This window comes from Mesoflavibacter sp. CH_XMU1422-2 (assembly GCF_037029245.1).
Lineage (GTDB): Bacteria > Bacteroidota > Bacteroidia > Flavobacteriales > Flavobacteriaceae > Mesoflavibacter > Mesoflavibacter zeaxanthinifaciens.
Genome location: NZ_JAYMEE010000092.1, coordinates 203,052 through 217,932, shown reverse-complemented (window position 1 = coordinate 217,932; position 14,881 = coordinate 203,052). Strand labels below are relative to the sequence as shown.

The following is a 14,881-nucleotide window of genomic DNA, read 5'->3' as shown; positions in this document are numbered from 1 at the left end:
AATGAAATACTATATTATTTCGGGTGAAGCTTCTGGAGATTTACATGGCTCTAACCTTATGAAATCTTTACAAAAAGTAGATGCAAATGCAGACTTTAGATTTTGGGGTGGAGATTTGATGGAAACAGTTGGAGGCACTTTAGTTAAGCACTACAAAGAATTAGCTTTTATGGGATTTGTAGAAGTAGTGCTGAACTTACGCACCATTGCTAAGAACTTGTCGTTTTGTAAAAAAGATATAGAAAATTACAAACCAGACGTTATCATTTTTATTGATTATCCTGGTTTTAACTTACGTATAGCCAAATGGGCAAAAGCAAAAGGTTTTAAAACACACTATTACATCTCACCTCAAATTTGGGCTTGGAAAGAAGGCAGAATTAAAGACATTAAACGTGATGTAGATCAAATGTATGTGATCCTTCCTTTTGAAAAAGATTTTTATGAAAAGAAACATAATTTTCCTGTTCATTTTGTAGGTCATCCTTTAATTGATGCTATTTCTAACCGAACACAAATTGATGATTCAGAATTTAGAAAAACACACAATTTAAGTGATAAACCAATTATTGCATTATTACCTGGTAGTCGTAAACAAGAAATCACAAAAATGCTTTCGGTTATGCTAAGTCTTGTTAATGATTATGAAGATTATCAGTTTGTAATTGCTGGCGCACCAGGACAAGATTACGACTTCTACAAGCAGTTTATAAAGCAAGACAACGTTAACTTTATAAATAACAAAACGTATGATTTACTAAGCTTATCTACAGCTGCGTTAGTAACTTCGGGTACTGCAACTTTAGAAACAGCACTTTTTAAAGTACCTCAAGTGGTTTGTTATAAAGGTAGTTGGATTTCTTACCAAATAGGGAAACGTGTTGTAAACCTTGATTTTATAAGCTTAGTCAATCTTATTTTAGAAAAAGAAGCTGTTACTGAACTTATTCAAAATGATTTTAATAAAAAACGTCTAAAAAAAGAATTAGATCTAATTTTAGATGAATACGAGCGTACTAAGTTTTTTATTGATTATTACGATTTAGAAAAAAAATTAGGAGGAAAAGGTGCCAGTTTAAAAACAGCAACTCTTATATTTGAGTCTCTAAATGATTAGCCTTTTAATGAAAAGATTCGCTTTAATTTTATTGTTACTTACCATTTTTTCTTGTGGTGGCTCTAAAAACAGACATGTTATTGTCACAAAAAAAGAGGAAGAAAAAACCACTAAAACACCAGAAACACGTAAACCTTCTACTAGAGGAACTACTAAAAAGACAACAACTTCAACTAAAGTTATTGTAGAAGAAATTGACAATGCATTAATTGAAAAAATCATTAAAAATGCTAGTGCTTACGAAGGTGTTAAATACAAATATGGAGGTACTACAAAAAAAGGAATGGATTGTTCTGGCTTGATGTATACTGCTTTTTCTGAAGAAGATATTAGCTTACCTCGTACCACAAGTCAGCTATCTACTTACGGAGATTGGGTAGATTTAAAGGAAGTAAAAGAAGGCGATTTACTATTTTTTGCCACTAAAAGAAATAGCAGGCAAGTTAATCACGTTGGCTTAGTTACTTCTGCGCGTTTAGGTCGTGTAGAATTTATTCATGCTAGCACAAGTCGTGGCGTTATTAGATCTTTACTATCTGAAAAATACTGGTATTTTGCGTTTGTACAAGCGCGTCGTGTGTTATAAGATATTTTAAAAACTTAAAATATTTCTTATAACACAGAACGAATAATCAATTATTTATTATATTAGAGAAGTGAAGCTTCTCAAATTCAGCATAGTAAGACTAACCATCGGGTTGATTTTTGGAATCCTTTTATCAGAATTCTTTCTGATAGAAATTAATTATGCATTAGTAATTCTCATCGCTAGTTTTATAATTACAACTGGAGTTTATTTCATTTTTAAAGATAAATACAACAATACAGTTTGGTTTGGTTTTTCAGCAATTTTAACTTGTATTATTTTAGGCATTTTTGTCTCTACAATCAACAAAAGTCTTTTAGAAAAATCTCATTTTTTTCATTTTAAAGAAGAAAATCAAAAACATCAATTAATCACTTTTCAAGTTAGAGAATTTTTAAAACCAAATGCGTTTAGCGACCGTTATTACATTGAAATTTTAAAAGTAGATCATCAAAATACCAACGGTAAAGCATTACTAAATATTGAAAAAGATTCTACTACAAACACATTAAAAGTTGATCATATTTATGTGACTAAGAGCGAAATATATGATATAAAACCTCCTTTAAATCCTGATCAGTTTAGCTACAAAAACTATCTAAAAAACCAACAAGTTTTTTATCAATTATACAGTAAAAATTCAGAGCTTTTCCTTTTAAATAATGAAACAAATACACTACGTGGTCATGCCGCCAACTTTAGACAACTTATCAATGAAAAGCTAACAAACTATAATTTTACTAAAGATGAATTATCTATAATTAATGCTTTGATTTTAGGGCAACGTCAAGGTATTGACAAAGATCTTTACGATAGTTACACTAATGCAGGTGCAATACATATTTTGGCAGTTTCGGGTTTACATGTTGGAATTATTTTACTCATTTTAAGTTTTGTTTTAAAACCTTTAGAACGCATTAAGCACGGCTATTTTTTAAAAACAATTTTTATTTTATTTCTACTGTGGAGTTATGCTATAATTGCTGGTGGTTCTGCTTCAATTGTACGTGCTACAACTATGTTTAGCATTGTTGCGATTGGTTTAAATTTAAAACGAACATCAAATATTTACAATACGCTAGCAACTTCAATTTTTGTCCTTTTATTGATTAAACCTAGCTTTATTTTTGATGTTGGTTTTCAATTAAGTTATGCTGCTGTTTTTGCTATAGTTAGTATCCAGCCCATCATAGAACCCTTACTAAAACCAAAAAACAAATTACTTAGTTTACTTTGGAAAACATTTACAGTTACCGTGTCTGCGCAATTTGGAATTATACCAATTAGCTTGTATTATTTTCATCAATTTCCAAGTCTATTTTGGTTATCAAACTTGGTGATTATTCCAATTTTAGGAATTATTTTAGGTTTAGGATTGCTAGTTATAACATTAGCTTTGATTGATTTGTTACCTGAATTTTTAGCCGATATTTTTGCTTTTGTTATAAGAATGATGAATACTTTTTTTGAATGGATTGCACGACAAGAAAGCTTTTTATTTCAAGACATTTCTTTCAATATATTTCAGGTGATTTTAAGTTATATACTGATTTTTACGGTCTATCAATTTTATTTAAACCGAAAAGCGAAATGGGTATTCTACTCGTTAGCATTAATTATTGGCTTTCAAGCAAATTTCATCTTCAACACAAGTCAAAATAAAGGTGAAAGTTTGTATGTGTTTCACAAAAGTAAATACACAATCATTGGTGAAAAAATTGATAAAAAGCTTCAATTATACTCTAATCTTGAAGCTGTTGAAACAAATACAATCCCAAGAACTTTTGCAGTAAAAAATAACCTAACAATTGAAACGCCAAAACCTTTACAGCCTATTTTCAATATAAAAAACAAAACACTTTTAGTTGTTGATAGTTTAGGTGTACATCAAGTAAAAAAATTAAAAGTTGATTATGTTTTACTTATCCAATCGCCAAAAGTGAATTTAGTGCGTTTAATAGACAGCATACAGCCTAAAGCTATTATTGCAGATGGAAGTAACTACAAATCTTATATTTTACGTTGGAAAACTACTTGTTTAAAACAAAAAATCCCGTTTTACCAAACAGGAAAAACGGGAGCTTTTATAATTGATTAAATACTTTTATTTTTTGAACTGAAATTTAAAATTCTCATAATATGCGTTAAAATCTTCTTGAGTTTTCATTTCCTTATGATCGTTCTGCGCAAACATTTTCAAGTATAATTCTAAGCCTTGAGCATCTTTATATCCTACAATTGGAGCTAACACATTAGATTGTTCATCTAAAAACACTAAGGTAGGAAATGCTCTTATACCAAAAACACGAGATAACTGATGATTAGCGTTTCTTGTTTTTGCTTTTGCAGGATCATAACCAGGATTAGAATATGTTTTTCCTTTATAAGTTACCTCTTCATCTCCTTGAGCATTAAATTTGACTGCGTAGTAATATTTGTTAATATACTTTACAACGTCTTCATTTTTAAATGTGTTGCGATCTAGCATTTTGCATGGTCCACACCAAACAGTGTAGGCGTCAATAAATATTTTTTTAGGAGCAGTTTTTTGTGCCTCTAAAGCCTCTTCTAAAGACATCCAATTAATTTCTTGTGCGGTAATATTTAATGCAAAAAGCATTGTAAAGGCTATAAAAAATGTTTTCATATATATTGTTTTTTATTGTAGTCGCAAAATGTATTCCAAATTTACAAAAAATAAAAGCGCCTCTAAATTGAGACGCTTTTTTTATATTAATTACTTATAATTATTTTACACCGTGCATTTTCTTTATTAATGTTTTATTTAATATAAACATTACGACACCTGCTGTAATAGGGATTGCTGTAAAGATTAAAAAGAAATTAGACATCCCATATTCTTCAACTATTGGATCAAGGTAACTTGCTGTCCAACCAGCAGTTAAGTTAGCTATAAAATTAGCTACAAACCAAATACCAAACATCATACCTACTAACTTTAACGGAGCTAATTTACTTACATAAGACAAACCTACAGGAGATACACATAATTCTCCTAAAGTATGTAATAAGTATGCCAAAATTAAGAATATCATACTTACTGATGCTGTTTTGGCTCCTAAAGGAATGCCCATAGAACCATATGCTAAAATACCGAAACCTAATCCTAATAAAATTAATCCAATTGCAAATTTTACTGGACCAGATGGGTTGTATTTACTCTCCCATATTTTAGAAAATAATGGAGCAAACGCAATAATAAAGAATGAATTTAAAATTCCGTACCAAGAGGCTGGAACTTCTGGTGCTGGATCATTAAACTGCTTATTAAGCATATAAATAACAATAACCCAAATAATCACGAAACTTGTCGCTAATAAAATATTAGATAATGAATACTTTCCAAAAGTTTGCTTAAATAGCATCGTTAGAACATAGGTAATGATTAACATTGGAACAACAGTTAAAATAGTGTTTACAATTTTAAAAGTCATTGCGCCAGTACCTTCAAGAGTTCTATCTGTATAGTCACTTGCAAAAATGGTCATAGAACTACCTGCTTGCTCAAAAGCCCACCAGAAGAAAATTGTAAAAAATGCAAAAACACCAATTACTACTAACCTATCTTTAGTAACTTTTGATTTTTTTGCTTCATCAACTACATCTTCAATATCTTCACCAATTTCTTCAATAGAGTCTTCTACTGCATCGTCAAACTCTTGAGTTCCTTTTGGTGATAAACCAATACGCCCAAATATTTTTTGTGCATAATAAAACTGAAGCATTCCAAAAAACATAAATATCCCTGCTAATCCAAAACCATAATGCCATCCCCAATCTGGAGATTCTCCTATGTAACCGCAAAGCAATATCCCTAAGAAAGCACCAGCATTTATACCCATGTAGAATATAGTATAACCAGCATCTTTCTCTTTTCCTTGAGACTTATATAATTGTCCAACAATAGAAGAAATATTAGGTTTAAACATACCGTTTCCTATTATTAATAAAAATAAACCTAAGTAGAAAAATGTACTAGTAAAACCTTCTAGCGCCATAGAAGCATGACCTAACGTCATTAATAAGGCTCCAATAACGATTGCATTTCTGTAACCTGTAAACTTATCTGCAATATAACCTCCTATTATTGGAGTGATATAAACTAAACCAGTATACCATCCATAAAGTAATGTGGCATCAGCTCTTTCCCAGCCCCAACCTCCACCAGAGATTGCTGAAATTAGGAAAAGTACTAAAAGCGCACGCATTCCGTAATAAGAAAAACGTTCCCACATTTCAGTAAAAAACAAGACAAATAGCCCTGAAGGATGACCTAAAACAGTCTTTTGATTGGTTTCTGAACCTCCAAATTTAAATTCCATAATGTATAATTTAGTTAGTTTTTATTTAAAGTTTATCGCCTAATGTACGATTTATAAAGTTTGTCATTTTAGTATATAACTGTAATCTTGTATTACCGCCATAAATACCATGATTTTTATCAGGGTAAATCATTAATTCAAACTGTTTATTAGCTTGTACTAACGCTTCTACCATACGCATTGTATTTTGTACATGTACATTATCGTCTCCTGATCCGTGAATTAATAAAAAGTCGCCTTTTAATTTTTCTACATGGTTAATTGGTGAGTTTTCGTCATAACCACTTGGGTTTTCTTGTGGTGTTGTCATGTAACGTTCTGTATAAATAGAGTCGTAATAACGCCAGCTAGTTACTGGTGCTACTGCTATTGCCATTTTAAAGACATCATTACCTTTAAATAAGGCGTTACTTGACATAAAACCACCATAAGACCAGCCCCAAATTCCTATTCTTGACGTATCAATATAATTTCTTTGACCTAATAATTTTGCAGCGTCTATTTGGTCTTCAACCTCGTATTTTCCTAATTCCTTTTGAGTTACTTTTTTAAAATCTGCTCCTTTTAATCCTGTTCCTCTTCCATCAACACATGCAACAATATAACCTTGCTGAGCTAATAGTTGATACCAATAATCATTAGCACTGTTCCAACGATTAGCTACTTGTTGAGATCCTGGTCCTGAATATTGAAACATGAATAATGGATATTGTTTTGAGGCATTAAAATTTGCAGGTTTAATCATCCACATGTTAAGGTCGTTACCATTTACATTTATTGTAGAAAATTCTTTTTCTGATAATTGATAATCTGCTAATTGATTTTTTAAATCGCTATTATCTTTAATAACTTTTAAAACCTTACCAGATTTTGCATCATTTAAAGTATATAAATATGGTGTTGATGCATTTGAAAATGTATTGATAAAATAGGTGAAATTTGCACTAAAATCTGCATTGTTTGTTCCTGTTTTATCTGTTAATCTTTGTTTTTTAGTTCCGTTTAATTTTATAGCATAAACATCTCTGTTAATACTTCCGTTTTCTACAGATTGGTAAAAAATCCTATCGGTTTTATCATCGTAACCATAATAGCTAGTTACTTCCCAATTTCCTTTGGTAACCTGGTTAATTAACTTTCCGTTTTTATCATAGTGATAAATGTGATTATATCCATCTTTTTCGCTAGTCCAAATAAAGCTATCATCTTCTAAAAATGTTAAATCGAAAGTCACATCTATGTATGCTCTATCCGTTTCAGCTAAAACAATTTCAGCTTCATTTTTCTTTGCGTTAATAAACCAAAGGTCTAATTCGTTTTGATGACGATTCATAAATTGCGCACTTAACACATCTGGATTGTTGGTCCATTGAATACGTGGTATATAAAAGTCACTGTAAGCTTTATCAACTTTAACTTCTTCAGCTTTATTTGTTTTTAAATTATAAATATAAAGTGAAACTTCAGCATTTTTCTCTCCTGCTTTAGGGTATTTAAACACCGATTGTGTTGGATATAAATCTTCACCATAAACATCCATTGAAAATTCTGGGACATCAGTTTCATCAAATCTGATAAATGCAATTTTGTTGCTATCTGCATTCCAATCGAAAGCGCGAACAAAACTAAATTCTTCTTCATAAACCCAATCGGTAATTCCGTTGATGATTTTATTTTTTTCACCATCTGTAGTAAACTGAGTAATTTTACCCGAGCCTAAATCTTTTACATACAAATTATTGTTTAAACCAAAAGCTATTTTTGTCCCATCTGGAGAAAAAGTTGGTTCTTGTATTTTGTCTTCGGTTACTAAAGTTGTTTTTCCTGTTTTGGTATCAAAAACAAAATATTTACCTAAGGTAGATCGTCTAAAAATAGACTCTTCTTCTGTAGCTAAAAGCACTTTGCTTTCATCTTCACTAAACGTATAATCTGTAAAGTAAGGTATAGCATCTATATCTGCAGAACTTACTAAAGTTTTGGTCTTTTCTAACGTTTTATAATCGTAAATATCTATAGTTGTTGCACGATTGGCTCTATCAAAATTTAAAACGGAATATTGTTGACCGTTTTTCATAGAGTGTAACGCTTGTAAACCTTCTGTTCTAAAGGTACCGTTCCAAATCTCTTCTAATGTAATTTGCTTGTTTTGAGCGGTTATAGCAGATGTTGCTAAAACTAAAAAAAGGGAAAGAATTTTGAATATTTTCATCTAAAATTAAATATTTAATAAAAGGATGTCAAGTTTACTAAAAATTAGCCAAAAAACCGTAAATATTAACAGTAAATTCAACTTAAAACATCATTACAAATATCATTTAAATCAAATTTTACACCAAACTTAAAATGTTAACTTCAGTGTAGTATCTTTGCATTTCTAAATTTAATTACATGGCAGCATTAGTTTCTGGATTTTCTAAACTATCAAAAACCGAAAAAATTGATTGGTTAGTAGCACATCATTTTTCTGAAAATGACTCGATTAAACAAGTTTTAAAGCAGTATTGGAACTCAGATGAAAAACTACAACAGCTACACGACGAGTTTATAGAAAACACCGTAACTAACTTTTACTTGCCTTTTGGCGTTGCTCCTAATTTTGTGATTAACGACAAAACCTACACTATTCCTATGGCGATTGAAGAAAGCTCAGTCGTTGCTGCTGCTAGTAAAGCGGCAAAATTTTGGCAAACGCGTGGCGGATTTAAAACTAAAGTGATTAGCACAACAAAAATTGGGCAAGTTCATTTTATGTACAATGGTAAAAAGGAAGCTTTAACCTCTTTTTTTGACAAAATTAAGTCGAAATTAATCACAGATGCCAAGCCAATAACCAAAAATATGGAAAAACGTGGTGGCGGTATTTTGGACATTCAACTTAAAGATAAAACAGAAGGATTATATAATTACTACCAATTGCATGCGACTTTTGAAACGCTAGATGCAATGGGTGCAAATTTTATCAATTCGTGTTTAGAGCAGTTTGCACAAACATTTAAAGCTGAAGCTGAAACACAACTTGCAGCACCTGTAGAGATTGTGATGAGTATTTTATCTAATTACGTACCTGAATGTTTAGTTAGAGCTGAAGTAAGTTGCAACGTTGAAGATTTAGCCGAAAAAGATATTGACCCAAACACCTTTGCCGAAAAATTTGTACAAGCCGTAAACATTGCCGAAATAGAACCTTACCGAGCAGTAACGCACAACAAAGGTATTATGAATGGTATTGATGCTGTTGTTTTGGCTACCGGTAACGATTTTAGAGCTGTAGAAGCTGGCGTACATGCCTACGCATCAAAAAATGGACAATACTCTAGTTTAACACATGCAAAAGTTGAAAATGGCGTGTTTACTTTTTGGATGGAAATTCCGTTAGCTTTAGGTACAGTTGGCGGATTAACAAGTTTACATCCTTTAGTAAAACTAGCTTTAAACTTATTAGATCACCCTACCGCAAAGCAATTAATGCAAATTGTAGCTGTTGCTGGTTTAGCACAAAACTTTGCTGCTTTAAGAAGTTTAACAACAACAGGTATTCAAGAAGGGCATATGAAAATGCATTTGATGAATATTTTAAATCAATTTGAAGCAACACCACAAGAAAAAGAAACTATAATCAATCATTTTAAACACAACACTGTTTCGCATAGCGCTGTTGTAGAACAGATTGAAAAATTAAGAGGATAAAAATCGGTGACTGAGCGTAGTCGAAGTCACAATAGATAATGCCAAATGGATTTGTTTACATATTAGAATGCTCAGATGGTTCCTTTTACACAGGAAGTACGATTAATATTGAACAAAGATTAAACGAACACAACAATGGACAAGGTGCTAATCACACTAAAAAAAGATTACCAGTTAAACTAGTATTTTTAGAAGAATTTGACAGAATTGATGATGCTTTTAATCGTGAAAAGCAAATTCAGGGTTGGAGTAGAAATAAAAAAATAGCCTTAATAAATAGAGATTTTGAAAAGCTACCTGAATTAGCTGAATGTAAAAATGAAAGTCATTTCAAAAAGTGGCTTCGACTACGCTCAGCCACCAATCAACACAGCTTAATAATAGATAAAGAAAAGAATATGCAAACCTATTACAGTCACGGAAAATTATTACTAACCGCAGAATATGTGGTGCTTGATGGTGCAAAAGCATTAGCTGTTCCTACTGTATTTGGACAATCACTTCATGTTGAAAAAGAAACAATAAACAAACTGACCTGGAACAGCTTAGACCATAATCAAAACGTTTGGTTTAGTGCAAAATTTTCATTTAAAGATGAATATGTTTCAATTGAAAGCTCAACTAATCCTGAAATCTCAGATCGATTATTACAAATTATAACAGCTGTAAAACAGTTAAATCCTGATTTTTTAAAATATGAAGGTTTTAAAATTTCAACTATATTAGAATTTCCTAAAAATTGGGGGTTAGGCACATCTTCAACCTTAATTAATAATATCGCTAACTGGGCTAATGTTGATGCTTATAAATTACTAGAATTAACGTTTGGCGGTAGTGGTTACGACATTGCGTGTGCACAAGAAGACCTAGCTTTAACTTATCAATTAAATGATAAAAAAAGAGTTATTGAAACTTTAAATTTTAATCCTAATTTTAAAAATAATCTATATTTTGTTCACTTAAATAAAAAACAAAATAGTAGAGATGGTATTGCACATTACAAAGCTAATAGAAACAATTTAGAAGCAACCATTGCTGCAATAAATGCAATTACAGAACAAATTATAATTTGTGAGACTTTAGAGAAGTTTCAATCGTTAATAGACCAACATGAACAGATTATTGCTTCTGTAACCAATCAAACACCAATAAAGCAATTACTTTTTGAAAATTTTGGAGGAAGTATAAAAAGTCTTGGTGCTTGGGGCGGAGATTTTGTTTTAGTGGCTTCAAAAATCAATCCAACTGAGTATTTTAAAAGCAAAGGGTTTGATACTATTTTAAGTTATACTGATATGGTTTTATAGTTTTCATTTAAAGCTGAAACAAACACAATAAAAAAAGCCTCTTGATTTTCAAGAGGCTTTTTTATAGTATTTTATTTAAAAATTACTGTACTGTGTTAGCACGGTTATCTTCAATTTCAGCAGCTTCTTTTAAAGCATTGTATAATCTGTTTTGTACAGAATTTAATTTTTGTGTACTTACTTGATTTGCAAAAGGCTGATAGTTTTCTAACTCTGTTGCTGGTGTCTTTTTAGTTGTTTGTACCATAAATACACCTGTATTTCCTTTTACTAAACCAGAAGTTTCTCCTTCATTTAATCCAAATGCTGTACCAACAACCATTGGCTCGTTACCAGCACCAGAAATTGTAGGGTTTTTCATGTTGATAGCTACAGAGCTTCTTACATTTTGATTTTCTGCTTTTGCAAACTCTTCTAAAGTAGTTGCGCTTACTCTATCCATGATTAGTTTAGCTTTCTTTTCTTTTCTAATCTCTGGTAAAGCTGTTACAGACGCATCTTCTACGCTCATTAACCCTGCTTCAGATTTTGAAGTTAATTGCGCAATAACTATACCTCCAGAAACTGTAAAACGTTTGTAGTCTCCTACATCTGTACCTTCTTCAAAAGCCCAACGTACAATTTGTCTTTGGTTACCTATACCAGGTATACTTTCGTCTAATTCTTTAGCTGTCATTGGTCTTACATCATAACTAGACTCTTTAGCTAATGTTGCAAAGTCTGCATTTTCTAAGTTTACTTCAAAAGTAGAAGCATCTCTAAATATTTTGTCGTTAGTATCTTCTGATGGTTCAATTTTTCTAGCTATAGTTGCTACTTTCACCATATCTGAAGATCCTTTTTGACCTTCAACTTCAATGATATGTAATCCAAATGCAGTTTCTACTACACCTAAATCTCCTGTTTTACCTTCAAAAGCAAAGTCTCTAAATTCTGGCACCATTCTGTCGTAAGCAAACCAATCGTAACGACCTTCGTTGTTTACACTTCCTTGGTCTGTAGAATATTCTGTAACAAACTCAGAGAATTTAGATTTATCAGATTTTAAAACTGTCAATAAGCTATCTGCTAAAGCTTCTGCTTCTGCTTTTGGTTTAGCATCTGCCGGCGCTCTTGAAGCTCCTATAAATGGTATTAAAATGTGTCTTGTTTTTGCTGAGTCTGGTAAAGTAGTTCTATCTACTAGTTTTGATAATTTATAGTAGTTACCTTCTTTGTATGGTCCGTAGATAAAACCAATCTCTTGGTTAAAAATTGTATCTGCAATAGTTTCTGGTAAAGCAGACTTCTTTAAAAATCTGTCGTTATATTTTATATCGTCAGAATTTGCATTAACAAAATCTTCTACATCTTTTGTGTTTATAAAACCTATTTCTGTACGTTTTTTGTCTTCTGCATTTTCATCGTAAACTTCTCTATCGTTTAATAATTCTTTTAAACTATTTTGGATATTCTTTTCGTCTTCAGCAGATGCTTCTTCTTTAAAGAATACATATTGAAAACTTCTACTAGCTTCTGTCTCGTAAGATTTTTTATGCTTAGAAATGTAATCTTTAATTTCTGATTTTGATACTTTAACAGTACTATCTGCTATAGAACTGTAAGGTACTTGCACATATTTAATATCTACTTTATCATTAGCTAATTTATGATCTAACTCTCCTTCTGCTAAAGTTGCAGTTGCACCAGCTTTAACCATGTTAAAGTAATCTGTTTGTAATGCTCCTACTGCTAATTGCTGCTCATAATTTACCCAGTTTTGGTATGCTTGAGCTGATGTAGATTTTAAGTTATCTATGTAAACTTTTAATTTAGACTCATCAAATATACCTGCTTCATTTAAAAATTCTGGGCTTGTAGATAATGCATTTTTTAAAATATCTCTCATTTGATCAGTTTCTATAGATAGTCCTAATTTTTCAAACTGACCTTCCATAACAGCTTCTCTAACTTTAGCATCAAATACACGGTTCATTACCTGAGTTGAAGTTGCGTTTGCACCCATTTGTTGTTGCTGTTGCTCTACAAGGCTCATAAACTCTACTCTGCTTATGTCTTTACCGTTAATGGTTGCAACAACGTCTTGAGATTTACCAAATAATGCATCTTTATTATCAAATAAACTTGATAAAATAAATGCGAATAAGGCTAACGCGATAACCAAAATTAATACAACTGTTTTCTGTCTTATTTTATTTAAAATTGCCATTTTCTATGATAAATTTTATGAAATATAGTGGGCGAAAATACCATTTTCTATTCAATAATAAAAGTACTTTTTATAATAAATAATTAAATAATAAATTAAGCAGCTATTATCAAGATTTTCATGTAGTTGAAGCTAATCTTCTTCTTTAATTTTTAAGGCTACTAAATCTATTTTTGTATTGGATACTTCTAATATTTTGAATTCGAAATTGTCAATAATTACGATTTCGTCTTGTTGCGGAATTTCTTCTGTAAAGTCTACAATTAAACCGCCTAAAGTTTCATAATTTTCACCTTCTGGCAAGTCTATTTTATAGGTTTCATTAATGTAGTCTACTTCTAATCTTGCAGAAAACACAAAATTATCTTCGTCTTTTTGTTCTTCAATTAAATCTACGCTATCATGCTCATCTTCTATCTCTCCAAATAATTCTTCTACAATATCTTCTACAGTCATAATACCCGATGTACCACCATATTCGTCCACTACAACTGCTATACTTTTTCGTTTTTTGATAAGTACATTTAAGATGTCTTTAATAAGCATGGTTTCTGGCACCAACTCGACAGGCATAATCATTGAACCTATATTTTTTGGCTTTTTAAACAAATCGAAAGAATGCACGTAACCTAAAATTTCGTCTATTGTTTCTTTATAAATTAAGATTTTAGAATAGCCTGTTTCTGTAAATAATTTGCTTAAATCGTCTACAGAATCACGAAGTTCTAGCGCTGTAATTTCGGTACGAGGCACCATAACTTCACGCGCTTTTACTTCGGAAAACTCTAAAGCATTTTGAAAAATTTGAATTTCGGTATCAATTTCTTCATGTTCTTCTACGCTTTCCATTTGCTCACTAATATAGTTACCTAATTCTACTTTTGTAAAAGCTAGTTGCACTTGATCGCCTTCTGTTTTGAAGAATTTTTTTAGTACAACATCACTAATCCAAATGACAAAATCTGAAATAAAAGTAAAAAGCACATAGAACAAATACGCAGGAAATGCTAGTATTTTTAATAATGAATTGGCATAAATCTGAAAGAATACTTTTGGAAGAAACTCTGCAGTAAATAATATAATTAATGTTGAAATTATGGTTTGAGTTAACAAGTTTAAATCGGTTAACAAATAGGTTACAAATCCGCTTTCTGAAGGTAAAAAGCTTTGAAACCATTGCACCAACAAATCGCCCATAAACAACCCATAAATAACTAATGCTATATTATTACCAATAAGCATAGTTGCTATAAATTTGGAAGGTTTAGCAGTAATTTTTGTTAGTATTTGCGCTAAAAACCCTTCTTGCTTTTTTTCAATTTCTATATGAATTTTGTTTGAAGACACATAAGCAATCTCCATACCCGAAAAAAAAGCCGATAATAATAATGAACATACAATAATTATTATTGAAGTTGCCATTATTTGTTGTTATCAAATTTATTGTTGAATTTCTTTCTAAAAAAGAACATAAATACAGCTAAAGCTGCTAAAAACAATGAAAGGTATTTTACTTGTCCTGTACTATTGTATTCTGCAAACGCATCATAAACAAACAATACTGCAAATACGATATATGCGTATTGAAATAATTTAAATAATTTCATGTAATGAATTATAATTTAGGCT

11 protein-coding genes are annotated in these 14,881 nt (G+C 31.0%); 5 read left to right on the top strand and 6 right to left on the bottom strand.

Features of this window, described 5'->3' with window-relative positions; translation table 11 throughout:
* Nucleotide 1: 1 nt before the first annotated feature.
* From lpxB to WA340_RS13940, 3 genes are all read left to right on the top strand, one after another.
* On the top strand, nt 2–1,117 hold the full coding sequence (lpxB, locus tag WA340_RS13950; protein WP_336129530.1) for a lipid-A-disaccharide synthase: 1,116 nt from the start codon (nt 2–4) through the stop codon (nt 1,115–1,117).
* Between the two features lie 7 nt (nt 1,118–1,124).
* A complete protein-coding gene (locus WA340_RS13945) occupies nt 1,125–1,703 on the top strand; it encodes a C40 family peptidase (protein ID WP_336129529.1) in 579 nt (192 codons plus the stop codon).
* 70 nt (nt 1,704–1,773) lie between these two features.
* Nucleotides 1,774–3,801, top strand: coding sequence for a ComEC/Rec2 family competence protein (locus WA340_RS13940; RefSeq protein ID WP_336129528.1), 2,028 nt, complete (start codon nt 1,774–1,776; stop codon nt 3,799–3,801).
* Between the two features lie 6 nt (nt 3,802–3,807).
* Here the strand turns inward: WA340_RS13940 and WA340_RS13935 are convergent, their stop codons facing one another.
* The 3 genes from WA340_RS13935 to WA340_RS13925 form a co-directional block, all read right to left on the bottom strand.
* Nucleotides 3,808–4,350, bottom strand: coding sequence for a thioredoxin family protein (locus WA340_RS13935; RefSeq protein WP_336129527.1), 543 nt, complete (start codon nt 4,348–4,350; stop codon nt 3,808–3,810).
* Nucleotides 4,351–4,450: 100 nt separating this feature from the next.
* Nucleotides 4,451–6,046 (bottom strand): peptide MFS transporter, encoded by a 1,596-nt coding sequence (locus tag WA340_RS13930; protein WP_336129526.1) that lies wholly within the window; start codon nt 6,044–6,046, stop codon nt 4,451–4,453.
* Nucleotides 6,047–6,071: 25 nt separating this feature from the next.
* Nucleotides 6,072–8,258: a S9 family peptidase gene (locus WA340_RS13925; RefSeq protein WP_336129525.1), complete on the bottom strand. Its 2,187-nt coding sequence runs from the start codon at nt 8,256–8,258 to the stop codon at nt 6,072–6,074.
* A gap of 179 nt (nt 8,259–8,437) precedes the next feature.
* Between WA340_RS13925 and WA340_RS13920 the strand changes: the two genes are divergently transcribed.
* Both WA340_RS13920 and WA340_RS13915 read left to right on the top strand, forming a co-directional pair.
* A complete protein-coding gene (locus tag WA340_RS13920; RefSeq protein WP_336067359.1) occupies nt 8,438–9,736 on the top strand; it encodes a hydroxymethylglutaryl-CoA reductase, degradative in 1,299 nt (432 codons plus the stop codon).
* Between the two features lie 38 nt (nt 9,737–9,774).
* Nucleotides 9,775–11,043 carry a GYDIA family GHMP kinase gene (locus WA340_RS13915; RefSeq protein WP_336129524.1) on the top strand — a complete coding sequence of 423 codons (1,269 nt, stop codon included), beginning with the start codon at nt 9,775–9,777 and terminating at the stop codon, nt 11,041–11,043.
* 82 nt (nt 11,044–11,125) lie between these two features.
* On the opposite strand, the gene WA340_RS13910 is transcribed toward WA340_RS13915, so the two are convergent.
* From WA340_RS13910 to WA340_RS13900, 3 genes are all read right to left on the bottom strand, one after another.
* Complete coding sequence (locus WA340_RS13910; protein ID WP_106679951.1) at nt 11,126–13,252, bottom strand: peptidylprolyl isomerase; 2,127 nt, start codon at nt 13,250–13,252, stop codon at nt 11,126–11,128.
* Nucleotides 13,253–13,384: 132 nt separating this feature from the next.
* Nucleotides 13,385–14,674, bottom strand: a complete 1,290-nt coding sequence (locus WA340_RS13905) for a hemolysin family protein (protein ID WP_336129523.1) — start codon at nt 14,672–14,674, stop codon at nt 13,385–13,387.
* Nucleotides 14,674–14,859: a hypothetical protein gene (locus WA340_RS13900; protein ID WP_027880983.1), complete on the bottom strand. Its 186-nt coding sequence runs from the start codon at nt 14,857–14,859 to the stop codon at nt 14,674–14,676. The genes WA340_RS13905 and WA340_RS13900 overlap by 1 nt, the downstream gene beginning before the upstream one ends.
* Nucleotides 14,860–14,881: the final 22 nt, after the last annotated feature.

Excerpts from the sequence above, each read along its gene's own strand:
- lpxB (WP_336129530.1), top strand. The coding sequence starts at position 2 with ATGAAATACTATATTATTTCGGGTGAAGCTTCTGGAGATTTACATGGC.
- WA340_RS13945 (WP_336129529.1), top strand. The coding sequence starts at position 1,125 with ATGAAAAGATTCGCTTTAATTTTATTGTTACTTACCATTTTTTCTTGT.
- WA340_RS13935 (WP_336129527.1), bottom strand. The coding sequence starts at position 4,350 with ATGAAAACATTTTTTATAGCCTTTACAATGCTTTTTGCATTAAATATT.
- WA340_RS13930 (WP_336129526.1), bottom strand. The coding sequence starts at position 6,046 with ATGGAATTTAAATTTGGAGGTTCAGAAACCAATCAAAAGACTGTTTTA.
- WA340_RS13925 (WP_336129525.1), bottom strand. The coding sequence starts at position 8,258 with ATGAAAATATTCAAAATTCTTTCCCTTTTTTTAGTTTTAGCAACATCT.
- WA340_RS13920 (WP_336067359.1), top strand. The coding sequence starts at position 8,438 with ATGGCAGCATTAGTTTCTGGATTTTCTAAACTATCAAAAACCGAAAAA.
- WA340_RS13915 (WP_336129524.1), top strand. The coding sequence starts at position 9,775 with ATGCCAAATGGATTTGTTTACATATTAGAATGCTCAGATGGTTCCTTT.
- WA340_RS13910 (WP_106679951.1), bottom strand. The coding sequence starts at position 13,252 with ATGGCAATTTTAAATAAAATAAGACAGAAAACAGTTGTATTAATTTTG.
- WA340_RS13905 (WP_336129523.1), bottom strand. The coding sequence starts at position 14,674 with ATGGCAACTTCAATAATAATTATTGTATGTTCATTATTATTATCGGCT.
- WA340_RS13900 (WP_027880983.1), bottom strand. The coding sequence starts at position 14,859 with ATGAAATTATTTAAATTATTTCAATACGCATATATCGTATTTGCAGTA.